The sequence below is a fragment of the Exiguobacterium sp. s57 genome (assembly GCF_018617685.1).
GTDB classification, from domain to species: Bacteria; Bacillota; Bacilli; order Exiguobacteriales; family Exiguobacteriaceae; genus Exiguobacterium; species Exiguobacterium marinum.
The window spans coordinates 507,113-533,489 of sequence record NZ_JACSKR010000001.1 but is presented as its reverse complement, the minus strand read 5'-3'; the positions used below and the strand labels follow the sequence as shown (position 1 = coordinate 533,489).

Sequence of the window (26,377 nt, the reverse complement as noted above, 5' to 3'; positions counted from 1 at the left end):
ACAGATGGGGTTGTTACTTGTTTAAAAAGTATGTTAGGGTGGAAAACGTATATGAAAATAGAAAATTAAATAGGAGTGATTTTTATGGAACGGAAAAGCCGTGTGACGACCGTGTTCGTCGTATCTGCAATCATAACAGGCTTATTCACAATCTGGGGACTCTTCCCCGAGAGTGCCATTGGAAATGCGAGTCTACTCAATGTAACGAGCACACTTCAAGGCTGGCTCTCAAACGGGATGGGTTGGTTCTATCTTTTGAGTGCGACAGGATTCCTGCTCGTTGCCATCTTTTTAATCTTTTCACGGTATGGCTCGATTCGTCTTGGGAAAGACTCGGACCGTCCCGAGTTTAGTTATTTGTCGTGGTTCGCGATGCTGTTTAGTGCCGGAATGGGGATTGGCCTCATCTTCTGGGGAGCAGCAGAGCCGTTACTTCATTTCCACTCACCACCATTCTCATCATTGACGCCTGAAGGAGACGCAAGGATAGCAATGCGTTATGCCTTTTTCCACTGGGGATTCCACCCATGGGCGATTTATGCGATGATTGCACTCGCCATCGCCTACTCGACATTTAGAAAAGGACGTCCGGCGACGATTGGGGAAACGATCGGTTCGCTCGTCCACAATCGTTATGAAAAACCTGTGAAACAGACAGTCGATATCCTTGCAGTCATTGCGACGGCGTTCGGGGTAGCGACATCACTTGGTTTTGGTGCTCAACAGATTGCCGGGGGCCTTCATTACCTCATCCCTGGGGTACCGAACGCCTTCGTGACACAGTTGATCATCATCGCCGTCGTAACGGTTCTTTATATGATCAGCGCCTCAACAGGTCTCGACAAAGGAATTCGGATTTTAAGTAACACAAACATCTTCCTCGCCATCGTCTTACTCGTTGCAACGATGTTTGCTGGACCGACGGCGTTCATTTTCGACTTGTTTACGCAAACTGTCGGTACTTATTTGCAACAACTACCGGGTATGAGTTTCCGTACCGCCGCGTTTGAGCCGATTGAACGAGAATGGATCAACGGTTGGACAATCTTCTATTGGGCATGGTGGATCTCTTGGTCACCATTCGTCGGAACATTCATTGCGCGTGTTTCGAAAGGACGTACGATTCGTGAATTCATCATCGGAATCTTACTTGTCCCGACATCGTTTGGGCTCATCTGGTTCTCTGTCTTTGGTGGTTCAGCGATTTGGGCTGACTTGTTCGGTGGATACAACTTGATTGGTCAAGTAAACGAAATCGGTACAGAAATCGGACTTTTCGCACTGTTTGACACGTTCGGTGGATTTGGAACGGTACTGAGTATTGTCGCTGTCTTCTTGATTTCGACATTCTTTATCACATCTGCGGACTCTGCAACTTATGTATTAGGAATGCTCACATCGAATGGTAAGCTCGTTCCTCCAATGCGTATTAAAATGACGTGGGGTATCATTCAATCTTCAATCGCGGCCGTACTGCTTTATTCAGGAGGCCTTGCCGCCTTACAAGCTGTAGCGATTCTTGCGGCATTCCCATTCGTTTTCGTACTCATCTTTATGATCGTCGCCTTGTTCAAAGATTTGGCCGATGAACCAGATGAGCGAGACAAATGGCTCGAAATGCAAAAGAAAGACGAAGATAAGTTAGGTTAAACCAGTTAGGGTCTCTATGGAGGCCCTTTTTTAGTTAAAAATATTTTGCTTGTCTTCTTCGCTAGTGTAGGATAGTAAGTGAAGAAACGAGGAGGATAGGCTATGAAACAACAGATGAAAAAACGGTTGAGCTGGGTGATATTGGCCGGCATCCTCATTGTCGGGGCGTTACTCGCTTATAATTTTTACGTTCTCTTTAATTTAAATGGTGAAGAGAAAGAACAGGTCGAACCTTTTTACTCAAATGTCGTGATCGGATACCAAGAGCGTAAACTTCCGAAAGAAGGAGAAAAACTCGAAGAACGGGAATATCTTGTCACATATGACGATGACGGACATTTTGTCTCTGAAGTCGTTACAGGTCCGAATGTCGGTGCAAAAGCAGAATGGGACGGAGAGACGTACTTGGAGTTTAACCCGGATGGGGAAGAAGTTCTACGCCAAGAAACGAATTCAGGAGCAGTTGCGCCACACCCGTTCTTGTCACGTGCCACGAACGAACAGATTCGTAAATGGCTTGATGATGGTACTCTTGGTTCAAGTGAAGGAGAGACGAATTTAGTTGGACGTACTGCACAAGCTTACGTGAAGTCCGAAACAGCTGAAGCGGTTCCGAAAGAATGGATTGAAAATTATCCATCGATTTTCAGTGAGGAAGAAAATAAAGAAACAGTCACATATTATGTCGATGCGAACGAACGAATTTTGCTCGCGGCAGAATCGCGGAATAACGGGAAGTTATTCCATTCGATTCGGATGACATCTTTTGAATCAAGATAATCCGATGGGGAGCAGACATGATGTCGGCTCCCTTGTCGTCTGAAAGGGAGAACAGGATGAAACAAATTCAAGTAGAACAAGTTCAAACGGATTTGGCGAACTGGGAAGCGGGCGAAAAAATCAATGAAGCAGCATTGTTATCCTATGCACATTGGTCTCGAGCGACTCAGCATCAAGAAGAATTGATTCGTTCGTTGACCTTACTCGCAACGAATCGGCTCGAACAAAGGGAGTCGATGGACCCGTTACTAAACCGTTGGGTAAAAGAGTTGGAGTCGATGAATGCGTTACCCAATGAGTTGCGTCTATTTCAATTGAATGAGCTGTTGCGCCGTTCGAAGCAGGCACTTCAAATCGATTGGCCGACACTACGGGAAGCAGATTATGCATCGATGAAGGTACAAATTTTGACGGAGTACGAGTCTAAAACATCAGCACTACTCGACCAACTCGACCAACTCCATGATGAAGTGGAGACTGCAAAATCGGATTTGCGTGATTCCGAATGGCGAGGTCAGCTCGAGAAATTGTTTGAGGCAATTATCGAGGCAATGCAAGAAGTCGCATCTCTCGAAGATGATACGGCGTCCTTGCTTGCATCGATGCAAGGGAACTATTTCAGTCGGGAAGCGTTTCGTCGGTTCGGGGAACGTGTGGGATTCGTTAAGGAGCGACTGGACACAATTTGCAATCTGTTACCGGAACGTCAGAGCGAGACTCGGTCGAGTGCAATTGAATCACTCGAGGAGATGATTGGACTCGAGAACATTAAAGAGCGGGTGAAGGCGTGGTATCGCTTCCTTCTCTTCCAAAAAGAACGAGAGAAAGCAGGCTTCTCCTCCAAGCATCAACCTTCCCTCCACCTCGTTTTCACAGGAAACCCAGGAACCGGCAAGACGACACTTGCAAGGCTTATGGCAGAAATCTATTTCGAGCTCGGTTTGCTCGGTCGTCCAGATCTCGTTGAGGCGGATCGCTCGAGCCTTGTCGGAGCATATGTCGGCCAAACAGAGGAACAAGTGATGAATAAGGTGAAGGAGGCAGAAGGTGGCGTCTTGTTCATTGATGAGGCGTATGCGTTAAAGCGTCAAGATGCGAGTGGAAGCGATTATGGACAAGCAGCCATCGATACACTTGTCGCAGCAATGACGAGTGGTGAATATGCCGGGAAGTTTGTCGTCATCCTTGCCGGTTATCCAGAGGAGATGCGCCATTTCTTACTCGCGAACCCGGGCTTGCGTTCAAGATTCCCTGAATCGAATCATTATGAGTTACCGAACTATCGTGACGAAGAACTGGTCGCCATCGGAGAAAAAGTGGCGCAAGAGAACAATTACGTATTGACCGAAGATGCAAAACGTGCGCTACTCTCTCGAATTGACCGGGAACGAGTCGATTTGACATTCGGGAACGCCAGAACCGTCCATAACATTTTACTTGATGCGATGTTTAGAAAAGGATCACGGTTTGGAGCAGATGCCCCTCTAGACGAAATGGCCCTATTGACGGAAGAAGACTTCGAACAGCCGATGGATGAATCGTCTCCGACTTCTTTAGATGACCTTGTCGGTATGGAGGAAGCGAAAACGCAGTTGGCAGAGATTGAAGCGCTCGTAAAGATTCAGAAGAAACGAAAGGCGCTCGGTTTGAAGGCTGCACCCGTCCAACTCCATATGACGCTTGCAGGAAATAGTGGAACTGGGAAGACGACCTTTGCGTACTTGTATGCACAGATGTTGAAACGCACAGGATACTTGAAGCGGGGACATGTTAATGTCGTCAGTCGAGCCGACTTGGTCAGTGGCTATGTAGGACAGACAGCTCAAAAAACAAAAGAAGCAATCCGTGACGCACTTGGTGGCGTATTACTCATTGACGAAGCGTATAGCTTGAATGGGGGAGTGAACGACTACGGTCGGGAGGCGATTGATACGCTTGTTGATGAGATGCCTAAACATGGTGAGAACCTTGTCGTCGTCCTTGCGGGATATGAAGGGCCGATGCGCAGGTTGATCGAATCGAATCCAGGGCTGAGCAGTCGGATGAAACGCACGATCCATTTCGCTGACTATTCACAAAGTCAATTGGTGGAGATTGCCATAAATTATGCGAATCAGTTCGGATACGTGATAGACGATGAAGCGGTTGAAGCATTGGCGACTCGATTGGGAGAAATTAAGCACGCGAATGCACGAACTGCTCTTTCCGTCATTGATGAGTCGATTGCGCGTCAATCGTATCGTATCGTTTCGAATGAAGAGGAAGAAGCGTCTCTTCAACAGTTATTAGTAGTAGATATTAAGAGTAAGTTATAATATACTGGCGGTAGGAAAGAAGGATGATTCAATGCATACGATTCAAATTCCAGTAAGATATCAAGAAACGGACATGATGGGAATCGTCTATCATGCCAACTATTTGGTTTATTTAGAGATTGCGCGTACTGAATTGTTACGACAACTTGGGGTCGAATACAAAGATATGGAAGAGGCGGGATTTGTTTCACCCGTGACGAACGTTACTGTCGATTATAAACGGAGCGTGACATTCGGTGATACGGTCCATGTCCGCGTATGGGTTGATCAGTATTCGAAAGTCAGAACGATTTATGGGTATGAGTTGACGAACCAACAAGGCGAACTTGTCGGTAAGGCAACGACTACACATGTGGTCGTCAAACGAGGTGATTTTAAACCGATTCGCCTCGATCGTGAATTTCCAAAATGGCATGAGATGTACATGAGCGTCATGAATCCTGTCTAAGAATCTTCTGTCTTCGTACCGTCAGTGTGGTATCATATCTTGACGGTACTTTTTGATATTTAGAAAGGGGAAGATCGCATGCGTTATCCATCATTCCTGATGGCTTGCGGCGCCTTGACGTTTACATTGGTCGGTTGTACGACAAACGAGCAAGTTGAACCGAAAGAACCAACGACACAGTCACCAACAATAGATGAATCACAGACAGCACCAAACTCAGATCGTGAAGACGATGTGGATACGGAGTCACCTACTGATAAAGAGTCGACAGATGATAAACCAGAAGTCGACGGACAGCCAACTGAACCGGCTCCATCTACAGAGACGGAACCAACGATACCTGCCCAACCGATTGAGATAGATGGTGTGGCAAACTTGGAATTAGATGAATTAATTCTTGTGAATAAACAGATTGCATTACCGGCAAATTATCAGCCCGCCGATTTAGTTGAAGCGAATATTGATTTTGTTGATTCGACGGTCGGTGAGCGCCGGATGTTGCGTAAAGAGGCAGCAGTGGCGATTGAACGTTTGATGAAAGATGCGAAAACGGAAGGGATTGACTTAAAGGGGACAAGCGCATTTCGTTCTTACGCCTATCAAGTGAATCTATTCAATGCTTACGTCGAACGCGATGGAAAAGAACAAGCCATGAAGTATTCCGCTCCTCCAGGTCATTCTGAGCATCAGACTGGCCTTGCAATCGATGTATCGAGTGCATCTGTGAACTATCAACTCACTCAAAACCTTGGCGAAACGGTTGAAGGGAAATGGTTAGCGGACCACGCCCATGAATATGGCTTTATCATCCGCTATCAACGAGCGTTTGAGGAAGAAACAGGGTATATGTACGAGCCGTGGCACTTACGCTTTATCGGTATGGAACATGCCAAACAAGTGCATACTTTAAATAAACCATACGATCGTTATATTCAGGAATTTATGAAGTAAGGGGAATTGCGATGCCATATATGATAGAAATCATGATTATACTTTTAAGCTATTTACTCGGGGCGATCCCGTTCGCACTCATCATTGGCAAGATTGGCTACCGAGTAGATGTACGTGAACACGGAAGTGGCAACTTAGGGACGACAAATACGTTTCGAGTCCTTGGAAAGAAAGCCGGTATCCTTGTTTTGCTCGGAGACATGGGGAAAGGGTTCGCAGCGGCGCTGTTACCACTTTTATTTGGTAGTGAGATGAGTTTGCTCCTAGCTGGGATTCCTGCGGTCATTGGGCACTCTTATCCGATTTTTGCGAAATTCAAAGGTGGTAAATCAGTCGCAACGAGTGGTGGAGTTCTCCTAGCGGCATTCCCGTGGTTCTTCTTTGTCGTTGTCGGTACGTTTATTGTGACACTTCTCATCTCTCGAATGGTGTCCCTCTCTTCCATGGCTGCGGCGGCGGTCGGACTCGTGACGGCAACGACGTATAGCTTATTGACGAAAGATTGGTTACCGTTAATCGTTATCGTGCCACTGGCATTATTTATCATCATCAAACATCGTACCAATTGGCAACGTATACGAGCGGGGAAAGAACCGAAAGTTCCACTCTTTCAAAAAAAGCCTAAGTCTTGATTCATACAGGCGCGTCTATTGAGGACGTGCCTTTTATTGTGTATTGTTGTTGATTTACATAAAAAAGAAACAAAATCATGTTGGATTTGCTCGTTCTTTACTTTCACTTTACGTTAAATTTACATCCGTTCGTTACACTAGAAAAGGAATGATTTTAGTGGAGGAGGCAGGGATGTGTCTTTAATCGGTGAAGAGCGTAAACAAAAAATTGTCGAATGGGTTGAACGGGAAGGCAAAGTGAAAACGAGTGAGTTGATTGAACGTTTGAACGTTTCTGGGGAATCGATTCGACGTTATTTAGAAGAGCTAGAGAAAGAGCATCGGATTAAACGCGTATATGGGGGCGCGGTCCTTCATCAAAGTATGTCCTTTCAGCCCATTGTCATTGCAAACATGGATGGAATTCGCCGCATCGCCTATACAGCATTTCAGTTAATTCCAGATGATACATTATTATATATCGGGCACGGAGTCGCGGCCGAACAAGTGGCATCCCGGTTGCGTGGACGCAATGTGACAGTCGTTACCCCATCTTTGACGGTGGCGAAAGCGCTATTTGAACAGCGAGCAAAAGGTGTGCTCGGTGGCGAGATTCAGTTATTAGGTGGTACAATCGACCCGAAACATCTCGTGACGACCGGTGAACAAGTTCTCGCACAACTCCAAACGTATATGTTTGACCTTGCGGTTATGTCTGTCGAAGGGGTTGATGCATCGCTCGGTTTGACTTGTGATGCCTTCGGACTCACTAGTATCACCCAAGCAGTGATGTCTCAGAGTCGCGAGACGTACTTATTGACAGATCATACTCAATTAAACCAACAAAAACGGTATCGGGTTTGTGATTTTTCAAAGGTGACGGCCATCATCTCTGATTTTCCGGAGCCACAAGAATTTAAAGGCGTCTTAGCCGAACATGGTGTGGACTGGAAGTTCGCGCCTTAAAAGGAGAGATTACATGAAAATAGAAGTGATTGTCACGACACTATCAGAAGCCATTCAGGCAGAGCATCTTGGGGCAGACCGACTCGAACTCATTGCTGATATGGGAAATGGGGGGATCACCCCTAGCTTTGGAACGATTCGAAATGTTGTCGAACACGTATCGATTCCCGTACATGTCATGATTCGACCTCATACACGTTCGTTTCATTATAACGAAGACGATGTTGAAACGATGCTTGCAGATATCGGTCTATGCCGCGAACTCGGAGTGGATGGGATTGTGTTCGGTGCATTGACAAAGGACGGAGCGATTGATGAGCGAATCTTAGGTGAGGTTATCAAACATAAAGGGGAGATGACGCTCACCTTCCATCGGGCTTTCGATGCATCTCGTGATGTGTTTGAATCAATCGAGGTACTGAATGAATATCCCGAAGTGGACATTTTGTTGACATCCGGTGGTGCAAATACTGCAATCGAAGGAATTGAAGTGTTGAATCGGCTTAAAGAACAGGCGGGAATGACGATATTGCCTGGTTCCGGCATTACGTTGAAGACAATGCCTTCTCTACAAGAGCGACTCGTTGTAGATATGGTACATATCGGGAACGGCGTGCGAACAGATGGACAGTTCGATGAATCGAAATTCAAACAACTACGAGGATAACACGATGGCAGAAAACAGTCGAAAGACTGTTTTTTTGCTATAATGAAAGAAAATGATAAGTGTAGGTGAAGTCATGCAATCTTCTGTTTACAAACAATACGCTCTTCGAATGCTCTCTGGGAAATGGAGTGTGTCTTTACTCGTTGTGTTGACCGTCATGGTCATTCAGGCGATGATTACGACACGTCTCGACCTCTCGACGAACAATCCCGAAGCCCTCATGAGCTCGGTTGCACTCCTGTACGGGGCGACGGTCTTGCTTGCGCCGATAGAGCTCGGAAAGAACTGGGTCTTTCTTCAGGTAGCCAAAGATGAAAAGCCAAGTTTTGGTCTATTGATTGAATCGTTCGGTTCGGTCAAAGAGTACGGGCGAGCCGTGTCGTACTATGCCGTATTCTATCTGGGACTCAATGTGCTGATGTTGTTCCTCATCGTGCCGGGAGTCTGGTTTTATTTGACGTATCGTATCGTCCCATTCATCCTACGGGACGAACCGAATCTATCTGCATTTCAGGCGATGCGAAAGAGTCGTCAGATCATGAAAGGACATAAACGGACGATGCTGAAGTTGTTCGCAAGCTTCATCGGGTGGTATGCGCTCGTTCTTCTCACAGGAGGACTAGCATATATCTTCGTCACTCCGTATCTACAGACGGCTATTTCTGGCCTTTATTTAGAGATGAAAGCATCCTATCAAGCAAAACAACCGGTCGGGTAATCCGACCGGTTGTTTACGTTCAATGCTGATCTGTCTTTTTAGGATTGGGGGCATCTTCAAAATCATGTTTTTCCTCTTCCGAAGCATCCGCATGCCACTTCTTCGCTTGTTCAGTGGCAATTGGTATTGCTTTAGTTTCAGAATAGCCTTGCGCGAGCAATGCATTCGCGATATCAATGGCTTTCTTTTTTACGAGTGGGTCGAAGTTTTTCAGTGATTCTGGATAATCTTTCATGTTCCATGGCACGAAAATCGCCTCCTTCACTCCTACTAATTCCACAAATGCTTGGTTTCAAACTTCTTGATGGATGTAGTAATCGATGAGCGCTTGGGTACCGTTCTCTCCGTAACCATTCTCCTCGAGGATATTATAGAGTCGGTGGGCAAGCTCGAGTCCCGGCAATTTCAAGTGAAGATCATTTGCACTCTCGATGGCGAGGGTCATATCTTTGATAAAGTGTTTAATAAAGAAACCAGGAGCGTAATCTTCAACAATCATGCGGGGAACAAGATTCTCGAGCGTCCAGCTTCCGGCTGCTCCTCCACGGATCGTACGGATGAGTGCTTCTGGGTCAAGACCTGCCTGCTTACTGAACGCCAGCATTTCTGCGTTCCCCATCATGATTCCAGCGATGGCAATTTGGTTGGCGAGTTTAGCGTATTGACCGCTTCCGGCATATCCCATCCGTTCGATTGCTTGCCCCATCGCTTCAAATAATGGCTTTGCTTTGTTGAAGGCGAACTCACCACCGCCGACTAGAATGGAAAGTGTTCCATTTTTGGCCCCGACGTCCCCGCCTGTGACCGGCGCATCGAGAGGGAGAAGACCCCGGTCGATGGCAGTTTCTGCGATTCGTTCAGCGAGCTTTGGCGACGAAGTTGTCATGTCAATCAATATTGTACCCGGTTCGGCTGAGTCGAGAATATTCCCATCTCCAAAATAGATGGACTCGACATCTGACGGATAACCGACGATTGTGATGACGGCATCGGCGCCTTCGCAGACGTCTTGTATCGATTCGCACCATGTCACACCCTCGTCGAGGAGATCTACCGCTCTTTCTTTCGTACGTGTATAGGCCTGCACGTCAAATCCATGTTTCATCAAATTTCGTACCATCGATTGTCCCATGACACCTAGTCCGATAAAACCAATTGTCTTCACGTTGATTGTCCCCCTAGTAATTGTTGTGAAACGAGTCGCTTATAAAGTTCGTTCTCATTTAAGAGTTGTTCGTGTTGCCCGATTCCGCTAATACGACCGTCTTCTAAGACGACGATTTGGTCAGCGTGTCTGACTGTTGATAGACGATGGGCAATTACAAGTGTAGTTCGTCCGACCATGAGGCGGTCGAGGGCTTCTTGAACGACACGCTCAGATTCTGAATCAAGACTTGATGTTGCTTCATCGAGCAATAGAATTTGCGGATTACGTAACAACGCCCGCGCAATCGCGAGACGTTGTCGTTGCCCACCAGACAATCGAATACCTCGCTCTCCAATTTCTGTATCGAGCTGTTTAGGCATCGCCTCAATAAATGACCACGCATTCGCCATCTCGCACGCCTCTCTGATTTCTTCATCGCTTACATTCTGTTTAAGTCCATAAATAATGTTTGTTCTTACGGAACCGGAAAGGACAGGAGAGTCTTGTGCGACATAACCAATGATTTGACGCCACATATCACGTCCGTATGACTGAATCTCGCGTTTTCCATATCGTATCGTACCTCCTGTAGGTAAATAGAATTGTTCAACGAGGGAAAAGAGAGTCGTTTTTCCGGCACCGCTGCGTCCCACGATGGCGGTCGTCGCTCCAGGCGAAACGTGAAGGGTCAATCCTTGAATCACCGGTTCCGTACCATAGTGGAATGCTACATTTTCAAATGAAAGTTCGGCTTGCTCGATCAGTTCTTCACGCGCGCTATACGGTTCAGGACTGACATCAAGCAATTCAGCGATTCGTTCAGTAGCACCACGCGCCTTTTGGAGTCTCGTCAGAAATTCACTCATTGTGATAAGTGGCGTGATGATTTGGAACAAGTACAACATAAACGCGAGCAGTTCGCCTGTCGATAATGCTCCGGTCGATACACGATAAGCGCCGAAACCAAGAATGGTAATCAACATCCCGGTCAATGTGACATTAAGGAGCGGGATAAGAATCGCTTGAATGCGCCCTTCCTTTACTCCATAGTCGAACAGTGTTTCGATTTTGGCTCTACCAGTTTGCACTTCAGTCTGTTCCGTTGCCTGTGATTTCACGAGTCGGATTTCACCGAGCAATTCGGCAAAGAATCCGGAAAGATTTCCAAGTTCTTGTTGTGTCTCTTTCGCAATGATTCGAAGTTTACGACCGAGCGGAATGACGATGATTAGTGTAGTTGGCACTGAGAACAGGATGACGAGTGTCATTTGCCAATCAAGTGTGAACAGTATGGCGACAGCACCGACGACCGAGACGAGAGAGGTCAATAGGCGCACGCTTTGCTCGGATAATAGCTGCTGAAGCGTTGTCGTATCATTGTTTAATCGGGAAACGAGTTCACCCGACTTGGTTCCATCGTAGAAAGGAACGGGCAATTTAACAAGATGGGTCCACAATGTCGTCCGCAAATTGGCGACAACACGTTGACCGACAATATGTAGCCAGTAAATCGAAACAGCGCTCGTGATGACTTGAATGAAAAAAGCGATGATGAAGTACGCAATCCACTCGGGCGTCAACAGGTCGCTACTCCAACGGTCGACCACGCGTTGCAGAATAAGTGGAATGGCCAGTGATGCAGCTGCTTGAAGGAGCGAAATAAGAATGGCACCGACAAACAATCCTTTCGGAGGATTCGCAATTTTAAAGAGTTGAAAAAAAGTTTGCCATGTAGATGATTTCATTTTTGGAACATCCTCCTCTCCTCTTACTTTCGCTGTTTCAAAAACGGGTGTCAAGACGTCGAATCGAACGATTGAGTCATGCTAGAATAAGAAGAAGAGGTGATAGGTGATGAAATGGATTCACACGGCCGATTGGCATCTAGGAAAGATTGTCCACGGCCGTCATATGACACAAGATCAACGGAATATATTATTCCATTCGTTTTTGAACATCGTTGACGAGGAACAACCGAATGCAATCATCATCGCAGGTGATTTATATGACCGTGCCGTCCCACCGGTCGAAGCTGTCGATCTACTTGATGAAATGTGGCGGGAGCTCGTATTGAAGCGGGAAATTCCGGTTGTCGCTATCGCGGGAAACCACGATTCGGTAGAACGTCTTGAGTATAGTTCTAAGCTGTTGAGACAGGTGGGACTTCATATCGTCGGTAAACTAAATCCAGATGAAGGTCCTCTTGAAGTCGCCGGGGTTCCGTTTTATCCAATCCCGTTCCTCGAACCGGCTCGAGTGCGTCACATTCTTGGCATCGATACGATTCGTACGCATCATGACGCATTACAGGCAGTCATTGAAGCGTACGGAGTAATCGACAAAAGGGCGGTGTCGGTCGGGCACAGCTTTGTGGCAGGTGGACTTGAGACGGATTCGGAACGACAATTATCGGTCGGTACCGCCGGTCAAGTCGCGAAAAGCTTGTATGAACCTTTTTCATATACAGCTCTAGGTCATCTACATAATCGTGATGCGATTCAGGCGGAAGGAATCGCTTACAGTGGTTCCTTAATGAAATATTCATTCTCTGAGGTCAACCATGAAAAATCAGTCGATGTCTTGGAATGGGACGGGCAATGGAAGCGGCGACGCCGGACGTTGACACCAGAGCGAGATATGCGACAACTCACTGGAACACTGAATGAACTCCTTTCGCCATCTTTTTATCAAAAGCAACAAACGGATGACTACCTTAAAATTGTTTTAACTGACGATAAAGCGCTATTTGACCCAATGGCAAAACTGCGCACTGTATATCCAAATATTTTACATCTCGAATTGGAGCTGTTACGACGTCAGGAACAGACGTCCACGTTTGAACGAGAAGCACTTGAACGGCAATCGGTTGAAGAAGTCTATTTGCAGTTCTTTGAAGCTGTACATGACCAGGGTGCTTCCGATGCCGTGAAACAAATGATTGAAGAAGGTGATGTCACATGAGACCGGTTGAGTTGAAGATTCAAGCATTCGGTCCGTATGCGGAACGCGAAGAAATTGACTTTACACAGTTAGTTGGTCGCTCGATGTTTGTAGTGAGCGGTCGGACGGGTGCTGGGAAGACAACAATTTTTGATGCGATGACATTCGCGCTCTATGGTCGGGCGAGCGGAGCACTTCGAAACGCGAGTGACTTTAGAAGCCAATATGCACAACCTGAAATGAGGACAGAGGTGGACTTTTCATTTACGATTCGTGGTGACCGCTATCGAATCGTACGACAACCTCAGCAACCCCACCCGAAAAACAAGACACCAATCCCACATGAAGCGGTGCTGTACGAGTGGGAAAATGGATGGAAACCGTTGGCGACAAAAGTAAATGAAGTTCAAGAACAAATCGAATCGATTTTACAACTATCGTATGAACAATTCAGTCAAATCTTATTGCTTCCTCAAAATCAATTTAGACAATTACTTGATTCGAACTCAAACGAGAAGCAACAAATTTTACAATCGATCTTCAAAACAGAGGCGTTTCGTGCCTTTCAAGAGAAATGGGCAGAGCGATATAGCGTTTACCGAAAACAAGTCGAATGGTCGGTCGAACGGACACGACTAAAGTTATTGGAACTCGAAGACGATTCGATTGAAGAAGTTTCGACGAAATCGATTGATGAGATTGAGCGATGGCAAAGCGAACGGGAAGAAAGATTGATTGAAACATGTGATGCTGCTAGTAGCACAAAACAGATTCATGCAAAAACGCTCAATCAAGTTCGGAACGAGTTCGAAGAGGCAAAAACACTCATCAATCTGTTCGTGGAGCAAGAACAGACAAAGCAGGCACTTGAAGCTTTTTTAAGTGGAGAATCGCTTCGAAACGAGCGACGGGAACTGCTACAGAACTTAGAAACCGCAGCGAGCATTCGGCCAGTCTTTGAACGTTTATTGGAAATGGAGCAGCAAGTTCAACGGCTGACCATGGGAGAGCAAAATTCCTCGACGAAACTTGAAAAGTTGAAAGCCACTCAATCGACTTTAATCGAACAGCGATCAGCGATTGAAGCGGACAAACAAGAAGTCATCACCCATCAAGAGCGACTTCGGGTAATTGATGAGATGATGCCCCGAATCAAAGAACGTACGTCTTATATGACGCTTCGAGATCGATTGGCGCAACGGGCGCATGGTCTGGCTGACTTTTCAAAAGAAGCTCGACTGCAAGAGCTTCAAGAGCAAGAACAACAATTAGTTGAGGGACTGAAGACCGAGCCTACCGAACGCGCGGTTGATGTTGAACGGCATGTGGACCGATTGATGCAATTGGTATCACTTGAAACAAAGGTGGAAGGGTTATCGAAGCAACTCGCCGAGTGTGAACGAACGGGTAAAGACATTCAGCGACAGTATGCGACCCAGCAGGACGTGGTGTCCACTTATAAACATCAGGAACGACTGATGTTAGCAAGACAACTTAGCGAATCGCTCGCAGATGGAGAACCGTGCCCGGTATGTGGTTCCCGTCATCATGAAACCCCACAGCACGAGGAGACATCTGTAAACGTTGCTGAGCAGAATGAAGCTTTAACGCGTCTCGAAGAACTGTCTACACGTTTGATTGAGGCGAGAGCGGACTATCGTTCGCTCCATCAACAACTCGAAACAGTTCAAAGAGAATTTGACGAAGTGTCTAAAGGCGTAAGATTGGATAAATCGTTAACGGAAGAAGTCAAGAAATGGAGTGTTCATGCTGAGACGTTGCAACGTGATGAACGAATGCGTCAAGAGCATGAACGGACGTTACGTCAATTAACAGTCGAAATCAGACAGCTTGAGCAAGAGCGGCGTAATCAATTTGAGGAGCGTCAACGTGTCCTCTCCGAACTTGAAATGACCCAACAAAAGCTTCACGCTTTAGGTCAAGCAGAAGAAACAACGCTTGAAGCGTTACAATCAGAACGCATTGATCGACAAAATCGTTTAACGGGACTCATGAAAAAAGTAGAAACGTATGAGCATGAGTTCGAAACTGGGAAAAAAGCAATGTGGAAAGAGGAAGAACGACTTTCTGTGACGCGTGAACAACTGAACGAGGCGAATAAACAGTATGGTGTGCAACAAGCGCTTTGGTTCAAACAATTAGATGCGACACATCTGACTCGTGAACGCTACGAAGAGCTCGCCAATCAAATCGATCAACGTACGATAATTCGTGAAGAACTGCAACGTGAAGAGGAAGAAGGGGTTCGACTTCGACACTATAAACAAATGATTGAAGAGAAACTCGGAAGTGTGGAGCGGCCAGACTTACAGTGGATCGAAACAAAAGTGAAGGAAGCCGCTGAATTGTATGAGCAAGCATCGGAACATTTGATCACCGCTCAGGACACCTTGTCTCGACATCGTCAAATCGTTTCAGAATGGAATGCCCTTCTTGAGGATACGGCGCTTGAAGAGAAGAAGTTAGAAACAATCAAGTTAATTGCGGATACCGGAAAAGGAATTAATCCGCAGAAAATGACGTTTGAGACATATGTACAAACAGCTTTCTTTGATCAGATTCTATATGCTGCAAACATTCACTTGGATCAAATGACAAGCGGGCAGTTCCGACTTGAACGTAAGGTAGAGACTGCGAAAGGAAATGCCAAATCCGGACTCGAGTTACTCGTTTTTGATGCGTACACCGGTCAATCAAGACGCGTCCAAAACCTTTCGGGAGGGGAAGGGTTCAAGGCGTCGCTCTCTCTCGCCCTCGGACTTGCGGAAGTAGTGCAACATTTGAGTGGGGGTGTCAGTCTCGAAACGATGCTCATCGATGAAGGATTTGGGACACTTGATGCCGAATCCCTTGACCAGGCGATTGAATTATTAATGTCTCTGCAGGCGACGGGTCGCCTCGTCGGGGTCATCAGTCACGTGCAAGAATTGAAAGATCGCGTCGATGCCCGAATCGAAGTGAAAAAATCTAGAAGCGGGTCATCGATCCAGCTGATTGTGGAGTGAAAGTTGTGAAACAGATGGTCACGAAATCAAGTATCATAGATAGTCTAAAAATAGCCGGTATTAAGCCGGGAGAGGCTTTGTTTGTCCACACGTCGCTTTCTAAACTCGGGTGGGTGTGTGGTGGTGCCCAGACTGTGATTGAGGCGTTGCAAGAAGTGGTAGGGCCAGCTGGACTGATTATGATGGCGACCCAAACCGGAGACAATTCAGATCCGGCTGAATGGGAAGCTCCCCCCGTCCCGGTTGAATGGTGGCAGACGATTCGTGCCGAAATGCCACCATATGAAAAGGGGAAGACAGCGACTCGTGGAATGGGACGTGTTCCGGAGCTCTTCCGAACACACCCGGACGTTTATCGCAGCTCCCACCCGATGTGGTCAGTCGCCGCATGGGGAAAAGATGCAGAAGAAATCGTTTCTGGTCACACGGTCGATGTCGGATTTGGTCCCGGCTCTCCAATCGAACGAATGATTGAGCGAGATGCACGTGTCCTTCATCTCGGCTCACCGCTCGATGCGACGACACTTTGGCACTATGCCGAGTACGGAATCGATGGACCGACAAAATCGTTTGGTTGTGCCGTCCTTGATCGCGATGAACGTAAATGGATTACGTTTGACCACATCGATGTAAACAGTGATCCATTTGGTGCGATAGGCGAAAATATTGTCAAACAAAAAGGTGTTCGAACGTTTACGATCAACGAAGCGACATGCTATCTGATTCCATCTAACACATGGGAACCGGTGCAACATGCTCTCGTCGCGCTTCGAAGTTGGTTGAGATAAATGAACGCAGAATCGAGGGGAAGAAACAGATGAGTCGTTGGATGAAAATATTGAGTATTTCTGTACTTGTCATCTTACTCGTTGCCGGACTAGTGATTGGCGGGATCTCAGCACACATCGGCGATCAATTGACTTCGCCTGAGCGTGAAACTTTGACATACACGCCGAAGTCATTAGGGTTAAAGTACGAGAATGTTACGATTCAATCGGAAGAAGAGTATGATTTATATGGATGGTGGATTCCACATCCTACGCCGCGTGCGACAATTGTTTTCGCGCATGGGTATGGTAAGAATCGAGAACAGGAAGATCTGCCGCTTAAAGAATTGATTCCTGAATTTCATGAACAAGGATATCAATTCTTAACATTCGATTTTCGTGCATCGGGCATATCTGAAGGGGACCGTGTGACGGTTGGTGCCAAAGAACAATCGGATTTACAGGCAGCTATTAAGTATGCACAGGGCCGCTCAGAGGGACCAATTGTCCTGTATGGAATCTCAATGGGAGCGGCGACAGCACTTTCTACAGCTGATGATGTCGAAGTTGCGGCGGTTATCGCAGATAGTCCATTTAGTGATTTAAGGAACTATCTCGAGACGAATCTACCCGTGTGGAGCGATTTACCAAATGTTCCGTTCACGCCCGTCATCATGACTGTGACACCTTGGTTTACCGGTCTCGATGCCGATATTGTCTCTCCCATCCATGACATCAAATCAATTGATGCGCCGATTCTTTTAATTCATAGCGCGGGTGACGATGCAATCCCTGTCTCAGAAAGTGAAGAACTGGCTGCAGCTCAAGAGCAAGTCGAGCTCTGGGTGACCGATAACGACGGACACGTTGGATCTTATCGGTCATTCCAAACAGAATATCGTCAACAGATTTTCGATTTTTTAGAACGTTCATTATGAGTAAAGGGGCGCATTTGACGCCCCTTTTTGATATGATTGCAGACGAGACCAATGAAAGAAGGGTATAACATGGACTTTTTGCAGTTAATACAGTTTCTTTTGCTCGGGACGTTGATTGGAATCTTGAGCGGCTTCTTCGGAATCGGAGGCGGAATTTTACTGACACCACTACTCCTCGTTTTCGGCTATGAGGCGAGTGCGGCAATCGCCCTCAGTCTCATGTTGACACTCGGATCAACGACGGCAGGAACGATCTCGCACATTCGTTTGCGTAACGTGAACGTGCCTCATGCTTTATGGATTGGTGTATTTGGGATACTCGGTACATGGGTTGCGACGCCACTCGTCTTTTATTTAGAAGGGGTAGACGGAGCGACGCTGATCATTTCTCTCGTTTACATTGCGTTACTTACGTACTTCGCGATTTCTTTCTTCCGCTCGAAACAGCACGTGGAAGGAAGTGTTGGTACGGGTTCCGTGCCACGTCTAGGCATCATCGGTGTCTTTGCCGGTTTTATTTCCTCGTTGATGGGTGTGAGCGGGGGGTTCGTATTGACTCCGCTACAAGTCAAGTTACTCAATACTGAAATGAAACGTGCGGTAGGAACGAGTATTTCAGCGGCACTTCTTATCGTCATTTCCGGCGTGATTAGTTACGCCGTAGCTGGCGCAGAAACGAACTATTGGCATGGAATCGCCCTGATTGCTGGTGCCATGATTGGGTCACCGTTCGGAGCAAAACAGTTACAGCGGTTCAGTTCACAACATGTCAAAAAAGCACTCGGTGGATTTTATGTTACGGTCGCATTCAGCGTGGCGCTCAACCTGATAGGATGGAATACCGCATCACTCTCACTTCTTGTGTCATTGGCGCTCCTTTTCATCATTACGCTCATCATTCGACCACGAAAAAAATAAACCCCGTCTACGGACGGGATTTTATCGTCTAGCAATATGATCAATGTTTTCTTGGATTTCACCGACTTTGCCTTTTGCCTCGCGGAGTCTGCGCTCAAAAGCTTCTGTGTCACGTTTCTCATGAGACGATTTGTCGACTCCTCGATGTTGTCCTTTATCAGAGCGTTTATAAAAGTGGCTCGCTTTCTGTAATCGTTTTTTAAACGTCGAATCGCTCATAAGGACACCCCCTTCCATATAAACAATATTCCACATAAGGAAACCGGCGAAACGTTCAAACCTTTAAGAAGCGAGCGAACGTCGCACTTGGACATTTTCAGAAATTTTGTTTGCCATAATTCCTGCGAGCACAGCCTTGATTGAATCTCCGAAAACAAATGGGATATTCACTTTGAGCGCATCAATGAATGACATGCCAAGCATGAATTCAAGGCCGATGCTGCCGAGTAAATAGACGAATCCTAGACCGAATAAGAAGTTGTAACCAATTAATCCAGGAATCGAGCGATGGCGTTCGCTGAACAAGCCAATCAGAAAAGCCGCAATAGGGAAGGCGATCAAATAACCGACTGTTGGACCGACGAATGGTGCGAGACCACCTTGACCGCTCAGTACCGGAAGTCCGATTAATCCTAGCAATAGATAAACTATCACTGCTAGTGAGCCTTTACGTGCCCCGAACACACCGGCGATTGTCATGATGGCAAGTGTTTGAAGCGTTATCGGAACCGGTCCGATCGGTATTTCAATAAATCCGACACTCGCGATGAGTGCAGCTCCAAAAGCGATTTGTGTCATGTCTTGAATCTTCATATGTAAACCCCCTTCAAGTTAACGTTAACATAATAAAAGTTAACACCTTAGGAAGAGGATAGCAAGAATTTTTTTGACAAGAATAAATTAGTAAAAATACACCAGAGATATTTGTCTCTGGTGTATTTTTTGTTAAAGTCCATTTTGACTTAGAACTGTCTGATATGCTTTTGTATCAGCATAGATTTCATCCTTGAGTGGATGAAGATTACGTTGGCGGATTCGATAAAATTGGTAAGACACAAGTGCTATATTCGAAATAAGAGAGATGAGACTAACGATGAAAAATGCTCTCGGATTATGAGTGGATGGAACAGGTGCCAACCGGTCGACAAAAGATGGGACAGTCATGACAAACATGATCCATAAAGCGAGTGTATGTGCACGGTGCTGTAACCATGCTCCTTTTTTGATAAAAAATGAAGGAATCGTACAAGCGAGTAAAAGTGCAAATCCCGCATAAAATGAATGGTCAGATATACAGTTGTAGACGTATGCAAAGTTCCAAAGATCATAAGCGATAATCCATGGCCAAATCATGTCAGGCCATATCATATCTTTCGATTGGTCTTTTGAAATCTTGATTCCAACCCATCCACAAATCGCAATGATATTTAGTAGTCCAGCGACCCCGTTCATTAAGTTCCACGGACCAGACATGACCCACAAGTTATCAATATATGCTCCGTTCGGGACGTTATAAAAATAAACTTGAAAGTCACGAATGCATGCTTCTAATATGTTTAGCGCCAATATACCAGGAGGGAATAAAAGGATCCATTTATTGTTTAATAAAGTAGGGCGATAACGAATTAGCATAAAGCCAAGGCACCCCGCGAGTGCAGAATAAGTCTTCACCCAGTTGAACCACGTACCTGTTCCATATTCATTTCCCGGTGACGCTGTCGTTGGCCAAATAAATATAGTTAAAACGACTGGAACAATCAAAAATAGAGTCAATCCACCCCATTTTGTCGTCCGACTGAATTCATTGAAAGCCATGAGCGCAAATAGAACAAATAACCATATTCCCCAGCCTACAAGATCTGTTTGCTCGTATAGTATTCCCATGATAAGTGACTCCTTTATAAAAAATATTGTTCAACATTGAGCAATTGAAGGCAAAAATTGATACGCAATACGAACGTTAACTCGCTTTAACTCTCTTAAAACTCAAGGTCGCTTTATTATTATGAAGTTGCCACATATGCCAAAATACATAAGGAACAATAATGACAAAATTAATCATTCCCCACGTTCTCAATACTTCTGGATTGAACCAAGTCGAGGAATTCATAACAGTCGGGAAGACATCATAGCATGCTCGAATTAGCAGATGAGCTGCTAACGTATAGATTCGGGCAGTGATATATAATTCTGGTCTACCTTTTAGCACTGGATAAAGTTCGGCAGCAATCAAAATACAGAGAGAACTTGCAAAATAAGTTGGTGATTCGGCATATACAAAACAAGCATTCCATGTCGTATAGATAAAATTCCAAGACCCGGTCGTATATGCGACGAGATCAGCATAACCTTCTTTTGCAAACCTCCAAAAAGTCGGAGCAAACGGAATCGTGACACAAAGTAAAAACCCACAAGCGGCATTAAAATAGTTTCCAAGTGTTGCATCCTTGATGGTTGCTTCGGCAATATTCAAAAACAGAATTCCATAAAAGAACCATAAAAATTCATCTCGCTTCAAGAAATCCCAGATGCGACCTTGTTTATTTTCATATATTGCGATTCGAGAAAAACCAACGATAATCGTCGGGATGATAACGCTTACAATTTTTGCCCATCTAAACCATCCATCTACATTTCCCATCATCCATAACGGGATCGTCAACAGCGAAGCGAGCCAAAAATAGGCGGACAATTTGTAGTGTTTACGAAAGAAAACAACGATTCCTAACAATAGACCTAAATAGAGTGGCATTGAGATTACATGAGGCCATACGTTCATCAATTTCACCTTCTCATTTGAATTTAACAAACATAACGTTTGTTATGTTTTTAGTATAGGCTGATATTTATCAATAGTCAATGTGAATTTATTCACAATATTGAAGCGAAACCTAGTTCGGGCTATGTTATTCTAAAGTGGAATCGAAAGGGGATAAATTGAAAGTGGATGGAAAAACAAAAATTCTTGCTGCTACAAAAAATGTGATCATAAAACATGGTGCCAATGGGGCGACGGTTAGAGCGATTGCCGAAGAAGCGAACATGACGACTGGAGCCATCTATCATCACTATAAAAATAAAGAGGATTTATTATATGATCTTTTAGATGAAAGTTTGTCAGTTTCCTCTCAAATCGCTAAAGAAGTAACTAACGAATCATTTTCGAAAGAACTAGTGAAGGAAGAGATTGTACAAAACACGGCCAATCGATTTTATAAAGATGCAGAGAATCGGCTTCAATATCATTTCGCTCACGACGTATTACTAGGAAATATGGATGCGCAAGCAAAATTGAAAGTCAAATACTCTGAATGGACGAAACAAATCGAGCAATTATTGATTCATTTGTATGGGTTAGAAAATACCCGTTTGAGTCAGGCCTTTAGTTCATGGTTGATTGGCGCAATTGATGGAGTAGTTCTCCAATATTTACTAGACGTCAATGAGAACTCGATTGATGAGATGATGGAAGTGTTCGAAATTTTACTAGATGAGGGTCTCGAATCCTTCGTTGAGCGATTGAACGAAAAAGGAAAGTAAAAGATCCGCCACTCCATAGAGTGACGGATCAAATCTGTTATGAAGAAGTCATCATTTTCATACATTCTGAAGCTTCCTTCAACTGTTCGCGGACGGCATCAAATCCTGTGCCGCCATAACTGTTCCGACGTTTAACGGCCTGTTCAGGGGTGAGGGCGACATACACATCGTTTTCAATCAAGGTGGAGTGGCTTTGAAACACTTCAATCGTAAGCTCACATAAATATAATCGTTCATTCACGCAGTGCTTGACTAGTTTTCCTGTCACCTCGTGCGCCTCGCGAAACGGCAACCCTTTTGCTGTCAAATAATCGGCGAGCTCGGTCGCATTAGAAAAATCACGTTCGGTCGCTTGTTTCATGACGTCAGAATGGAACGTCAATTCATTCATCATCCCAGCCATGATACTAAGAGAGCCTTGGACGGTCTTGACCGTATCGAACATTCCTTCTTTATCTTCCTGTAAATCTTTATTATAAGCGAGCGGAAGTCCTTTCATGAGCGTCAACAATCCCATCAAATTTCCAATCACTCGACCCGATTTTCCACGGACGAGTTCGGCCATGTCCGGATTTTTCTTTTGTGGCATCATACTTGAACCGGTAGAGAAGGTGTCTGACACCGTAATGAAGCGATATTCTTCACTCGCCCAAAGAATCAATTCCTCGCAGAAACGGGAGAGGTGCATCATGAGCATCGACGCATTTGAAAGGAACTCGAGAATGAAGTCACGATCGCTCACGGCATCGAGACTGTTCGGGTAGACCCGATTGAATCCGAGAAGTTCAGCTGATCGGGTCCGGTCAATTGGGAAAGTTGTTCCGGCAAGCGCGCCTGCTCCAAGCGGTGACCAATCGATTCGTTTCAAACTGTCGGTGAAGCGTTCTTTATCCCGCTCGAGCATCCAAAAATAGGCGAGTAAGTGATGAGCCAGTGAGATGGGTTGCGCGCGCTGAAGGTGCGTATAGCCAGGCATGATCGTCTCGACATGGTCTGAAGCGTGTGCATGGAGTTCCTGCTGAAGTAATTCAATCAATTGAATCACTTCTTTCACACGTACTTTCAAGTAAAGATGCATATCGGTCGCGACTTGATCGTTTCGACTACGTGCCGTATGCATTTTCCCGGCAACCGGTCCAATCGCTTCATGAAGCAGAGCTTCTAAGTTCATATGAATATCTTCGTGATACACCTCGAATTCCAATTCACCTGCATGTGCTTTTTGCTTAAGCTGTTGCAATCCATCAAGGATTTGAGTGACCTCCTCCTTTAAGAGGATGCCCTGGTCACCTAGCATCGTCACGTGAGCCATGCTACCTTCTAAATCTTCAAGAACGAGTTGAGCGTCAAATTCAATCGATGCACCGAACGCATCGACCCAATCACTCGCCGTCTTCTCGAAACGGCCTCCCCATAGTTTACTCATTGACGAACGCTCCTTTTTCCATCAACACCTCTGATTGAACTTTTGTTGGCAAGCCCCATAACTTGATGAATCCGACAGCTGCTTGCTGATCGAACGTGTCCGCCGATGTATATGTCGCAAGTTCCTCATCGTAGAGTGAGATTGGGGACTTGCGGCCGTCGACGATGGCGTGCCCTTTAAACAGCTTCATCCGGACCGTGCCTGTGACGGTTGCCTGTGTCTCATCGATAAAGGCAAGGAGTGCCTTCGTGAGCGGAGAATACCAAAGTCCGTTGTAGATGGTCTCCGTTAACTTTTGCTCGACAATCGGTTTGAAATGCGCGACTTCACGCACGAGTGTCAAGGATTCAAGAGCTTTATGGGCCGTAATCAATGTCATGGCACCAGGTGCCTCATACACCTCACGTGATTTGATACCGACGACACGGTTCTCGATGTGGTCAATCTTACCGACGCCATGCGCACCAGCGACGATATTGAGCTCTTTCAAGATATCAGTGAACGGTTGGCTCTTCCCATCAATGGCGACCGGCACCCCGTTCTTGAATTCAATTTCAAGGAAAGTCGGTTCGTGTGGTGTATCCTCGATTGCTGCAGTTAACTCATAAGCGCTCTCAGGTGGTGCCGCCCAAGGATCTTCTAAAATGCCGCATTCGATGGCGCGTCCCCAGATGTTCTGATCGATCGAGAAAGGCTCTTCTTGAACGATTGGAATAGGGATATGATGTTGAGCCGCGTACGCAATTTCTTCCTCACGTGACCACTTCCATTCACGAACGGGTGCGACGATTTCCAGTGAAGGGTCGAGTGCGTGAATGGACACTTCGAAACGCACTTGGTCATTTCCTTTCCCGGTACATCCATGAGCCACAGCGACGGCTCCTTCTGCTTGTGCGACCTCGACCAATTTCTTCGAGATGAGGGGACGAGATAGTGCCGAAACGAGTGGATATACGCCTTCATATAATGTATGGGCCTGCATCGAGTAACGAGCGAACTCGTTGACGAATTCATCGACCGCATCGATGACGATGGATTTTTTCGCTCCAACTTTCATTGCTTTCTGCTGAATCTTTTCTAAATCTTTTCCTTCCCCAACGTTTAAACATACCGCAATGACATCATACCCTTGTTCATCCAACCATTTAATTGCAACCGATGTATCAAGTCCACCTGAATAAGCCAATACGAGTTTCTGTTTCAAAATGTGAACACCCCTTATGAATAATTATTAGTTTTTATTTATAAATATACGATTTAGTGTAAGGGATAATAATTTAAGTAGCAACCTTTTTTTGAAAAAAGAAAAACCACGAACTTTTTTCGTGGTTGTCATTGTTCAATCTTGAGTTGTGGTAACCACTGAGACATGTGATTACTGATAGGGGAGATGAGTTTAGGGCGAGCAACTTCTAATGGGACGACTTCATACGATCCACCGATAGATTTTCGAGCAAACGTCGGATAGAACATGGGATTCTTCAATTCAAAAGTCACACTGTTATCTTCGATTGTTTTGACGACATCAATCCCAATGATCCCACCTGTATTTCGATCATCCCCTTGTTGACCTGAAAGGAAATTACCGAGTGAGTAGACAACAAATGTCTGATTGCCGTTGACTCCTTCTAGCATCGCTGGGGGTTGCAGCACATGAGGATGGTGACCGATGATGATGTCGACCCCAAGGTCTGCTAACGCTTGTACGAGTTCGGTTTGACCCTCATTCGGTAACGGTTCGTACTCCGTTCCAAAATGGAGGGAGACGACGGTCATGTCAGTCGACTGTTCCGCCTTCTCAATCTCTGGTTGCATTTGCGCGAGGTCGATATAGTTCACGTGATATGGCTGCTTCGGAACGACTCCATTCGTCCCGTACGTGTATGCGAGGAAGGAAAAAGAAATGTCATTGGCTGTCAACGTACGAATGTTTGCTTTGTCTTCAGCGGATAAAAAGGAGCCGGTATAAGGCATCCCGATTTCATTCCAATACCCGATTGAGTTCTCGATGGCACGAACCCCGCGGTCGAGCGTATGATTATTCGCCGTTGTGACCAAATCGATTCCCGCCCGTTTCAAAGCATCTCCAATCTCATACGGGCTGTTAAATGCCGGGTAGCTCGACAGTCCGATTTCACTTCCACCAATCATACTCTCTTGGTTGGCAATTGAAATATCGGCGCGACTCAATATCGGAGAAATCTGTTCGAACGCAGAATCAAAGTCATACCCGTCATCGACACGAGCCGCGTTGTATACCGAGTCATGAAGAAGTACATCGCCGATCGCATAGAGAGAGGCCGTCGTAACAAGCGGCTCAGGTTCGATGGGTGGTACTTCTTCAGGAACCTCGACAATGGGTTCTTCTACTTCTGCTGGTACTTCTTGATTTGTTGCTGGAGTCGTACTACAAGCAAATAATACAACTAAGCTAGGCAGGAAGGTAAGGCGAGAGACGATTTTGATTGGTTTCATCTCGATTCTCCTTTTCACGACAGATTCGTTCGATAACCATAAAATTCGTCGATAATTAAGAAAAATCCTGCTTATATAAATAAAGACAGGTCGT

Annotated in this window: 24 protein-coding genes and 1 pseudogene; 15 read left to right on the top strand and 10 right to left on the bottom strand. The window is 45.7% G+C overall.

Annotated features, from left to right (window positions below; all coding sequences use genetic code 11):
- Positions 1-84: 84 nt before the first annotated feature.
- The 9 genes from KNO98_RS02740 to KNO98_RS02700 all read left to right on the top strand — a co-directional run bounded on the left by KNO98_RS02740 (position 85) and on the right by KNO98_RS02700 (position 9,106).
- Positions 85-1,650 carry a BCCT family transporter gene (locus KNO98_RS02740; protein WP_214698818.1) on the top strand — a complete coding sequence of 522 codons (1,566 nt, stop codon included), beginning with the start codon at positions 85-87 and terminating at the stop codon, positions 1,648-1,650.
- Positions 1,651-1,752: 102 nt separating this feature from the next.
- Entirely contained in the window at positions 1,753-2,430 is a 678-nt protein-coding gene (locus KNO98_RS02735) for a hypothetical protein (protein ID WP_214698815.1), read from the top strand.
- A gap of 56 nt (positions 2,431-2,486) precedes the next feature.
- Positions 2,487-4,745, top strand: a complete 2,259-nt coding sequence (locus tag KNO98_RS02730) for an AAA family ATPase (protein ID WP_214698813.1) — start codon at positions 2,487-2,489, stop codon at positions 4,743-4,745.
- A 31-nt stretch (positions 4,746-4,776) separates the two neighbouring features.
- Positions 4,777-5,193, top strand: coding sequence for an acyl-CoA thioesterase (locus KNO98_RS02725; RefSeq protein ID WP_026825868.1), 417 nt, complete (start codon positions 4,777-4,779; stop codon positions 5,191-5,193).
- A 78-nt stretch (positions 5,194-5,271) separates the two neighbouring features.
- Positions 5,272-6,144, top strand: coding sequence for a M15 family metallopeptidase (locus KNO98_RS02720; protein ID WP_214698811.1), 873 nt, complete (start codon positions 5,272-5,274; stop codon positions 6,142-6,144).
- Between the two features lie 23 nt (positions 6,145-6,167).
- Positions 6,168-6,776, top strand: coding sequence for a glycerol-3-phosphate 1-O-acyltransferase PlsY (plsY, locus tag KNO98_RS02715; protein WP_214699930.1), 609 nt, complete (start codon positions 6,168-6,170; stop codon positions 6,774-6,776).
- A 174-nt stretch (positions 6,777-6,950) separates the two neighbouring features.
- Positions 6,951-7,721 carry a DeoR/GlpR family DNA-binding transcription regulator gene (locus KNO98_RS02710; protein ID WP_214698809.1) on the top strand — a complete coding sequence of 257 codons (771 nt, stop codon included), beginning with the start codon at positions 6,951-6,953 and terminating at the stop codon, positions 7,719-7,721.
- 13 nt (positions 7,722-7,734) lie between these two features.
- Entirely contained in the window at positions 7,735-8,388 is a 654-nt protein-coding gene (locus tag KNO98_RS02705) for a copper homeostasis protein CutC (protein WP_214698807.1), read from the top strand.
- Between the two features lie 73 nt (positions 8,389-8,461).
- Positions 8,462-9,106, top strand: a complete 645-nt coding sequence (locus tag KNO98_RS02700; protein ID WP_214698805.1) for a DUF975 family protein — start codon at positions 8,462-8,464, stop codon at positions 9,104-9,106.
- Between the two features lie 70 nt (positions 9,107-9,176).
- Here the strand turns inward: KNO98_RS02700 and KNO98_RS02695 are convergent.
- From KNO98_RS02695 to KNO98_RS02685, 3 genes and pseudogenes are all read right to left on the bottom strand, one after another.
- A pseudogene (locus tag KNO98_RS02695) lies at positions 9,177-9,353 on the bottom strand (DUF2188 domain-containing protein); the annotation flags it as partial.
- 45 nt (positions 9,354-9,398) lie between these two features.
- Positions 9,399-10,271 carry an NAD(P)-dependent oxidoreductase gene (locus tag KNO98_RS02690; RefSeq protein ID WP_026825873.1) on the bottom strand — a complete coding sequence of 291 codons (873 nt, stop codon included), beginning with the start codon at positions 10,269-10,271 and terminating at the stop codon, positions 9,399-9,401.
- Complete coding sequence (locus KNO98_RS02685; protein WP_214698803.1) at positions 10,268-11,998, bottom strand: ABC transporter ATP-binding protein; 1,731 nt, start codon at positions 11,996-11,998, stop codon at positions 10,268-10,270. The genes KNO98_RS02690 and KNO98_RS02685 overlap by 4 nt, the downstream gene beginning before the upstream one ends.
- Before the next feature lie 109 nt (positions 11,999-12,107).
- On the opposite strand from KNO98_RS02685, the gene KNO98_RS02680 reads away from it, so the two are divergent.
- The 5 genes from KNO98_RS02680 to KNO98_RS02660 all read left to right on the top strand — a co-directional run bounded on the left by KNO98_RS02680 (position 12,108) and on the right by KNO98_RS02660 (position 18,842).
- The gene (locus KNO98_RS02680; protein WP_214698800.1) at positions 12,108-13,214 is read left to right on the top strand and encodes an exonuclease SbcCD subunit D; all 1,107 of its coding nucleotides are present in this window, start codon (positions 12,108-12,110) and stop codon (positions 13,212-13,214) included.
- Positions 13,211-16,219, top strand: a complete 3,009-nt coding sequence (locus tag KNO98_RS02675; RefSeq protein ID WP_214698798.1) for an AAA family ATPase — start codon at positions 13,211-13,213, stop codon at positions 16,217-16,219. The genes KNO98_RS02680 and KNO98_RS02675 overlap by 4 nt, the downstream gene beginning before the upstream one ends.
- Before the next feature lie 14 nt (positions 16,220-16,233).
- Positions 16,234-17,007, top strand: a complete 774-nt coding sequence (locus KNO98_RS02670) for an AAC(3) family N-acetyltransferase (RefSeq protein WP_214699929.1) — start codon at positions 16,234-16,236, stop codon at positions 17,005-17,007.
- A 29-nt stretch (positions 17,008-17,036) separates the two neighbouring features.
- Entirely contained in the window at positions 17,037-17,924 is an 888-nt protein-coding gene (locus KNO98_RS02665) for an alpha/beta hydrolase (RefSeq protein ID WP_214698797.1), read from the top strand.
- Positions 17,925-17,993: 69 nt separating this feature from the next.
- Positions 17,994-18,842 (top strand): sulfite exporter TauE/SafE family protein, encoded by an 849-nt coding sequence (locus tag KNO98_RS02660; protein WP_026825878.1) that lies wholly within the window; start codon positions 17,994-17,996, stop codon positions 18,840-18,842.
- 21 nt (positions 18,843-18,863) lie between these two features.
- Here the strand turns inward: KNO98_RS02660 and KNO98_RS02655 are convergent, their stop codons facing one another.
- The 4 genes from KNO98_RS02655 to KNO98_RS02640 form a co-directional block, all read right to left on the bottom strand.
- The gene (locus KNO98_RS02655) at positions 18,864-19,061 is read right to left on the bottom strand and encodes a hypothetical protein (protein WP_214698795.1); all 198 of its coding nucleotides are present in this window, start codon (positions 19,059-19,061) and stop codon (positions 18,864-18,866) included.
- Between the two features lie 63 nt (positions 19,062-19,124).
- The gene (locus tag KNO98_RS02650; RefSeq protein WP_214698793.1) at positions 19,125-19,655 is read right to left on the bottom strand and encodes a biotin transporter BioY; all 531 of its coding nucleotides are present in this window, start codon (positions 19,653-19,655) and stop codon (positions 19,125-19,127) included.
- A gap of 132 nt (positions 19,656-19,787) precedes the next feature.
- Complete coding sequence (locus tag KNO98_RS02645; RefSeq protein ID WP_214698791.1) at positions 19,788-20,726, bottom strand: DUF5692 family protein; 939 nt, start codon at positions 20,724-20,726, stop codon at positions 19,788-19,790.
- A 76-nt stretch (positions 20,727-20,802) separates the two neighbouring features.
- Entirely contained in the window at positions 20,803-21,621 is an 819-nt protein-coding gene (locus KNO98_RS02640; RefSeq protein WP_026825882.1) for a hypothetical protein, read from the bottom strand.
- Positions 21,622-21,785: 164 nt separating this feature from the next.
- Here KNO98_RS02640 and KNO98_RS02635 point away from each other — a divergent pair, with 164 nt between their 5' ends.
- On the top strand, positions 21,786-22,382 hold the full coding sequence (locus KNO98_RS02635) for a TetR/AcrR family transcriptional regulator (RefSeq protein ID WP_214698789.1): 597 nt from the start codon (positions 21,786-21,788) through the stop codon (positions 22,380-22,382).
- 37 nt (positions 22,383-22,419) lie between these two features.
- Here the strand turns inward: KNO98_RS02635 and argH are convergent, their stop codons facing one another.
- The 3 genes from argH to KNO98_RS02620 form a co-directional block, all read right to left on the bottom strand.
- The gene (gene argH, locus KNO98_RS02630; protein ID WP_214698787.1) at positions 22,420-23,808 is read right to left on the bottom strand and encodes an argininosuccinate lyase; all 1,389 of its coding nucleotides are present in this window, start codon (positions 23,806-23,808) and stop codon (positions 22,420-22,422) included.
- Positions 23,801-25,015 carry an argininosuccinate synthase gene (locus KNO98_RS02625; RefSeq protein ID WP_214699928.1) on the bottom strand — a complete coding sequence of 405 codons (1,215 nt, stop codon included), beginning with the start codon at positions 25,013-25,015 and terminating at the stop codon, positions 23,801-23,803. The genes argH and KNO98_RS02625 overlap by 8 nt, the downstream gene beginning before the upstream one ends.
- A gap of 125 nt (positions 25,016-25,140) precedes the next feature.
- Positions 25,141-26,283, bottom strand: a complete 1,143-nt coding sequence (locus tag KNO98_RS02620) for a CapA family protein (protein WP_214698785.1) — start codon at positions 26,281-26,283, stop codon at positions 25,141-25,143.
- Between the last annotated feature and the right edge of the window lie 94 nt (positions 26,284-26,377).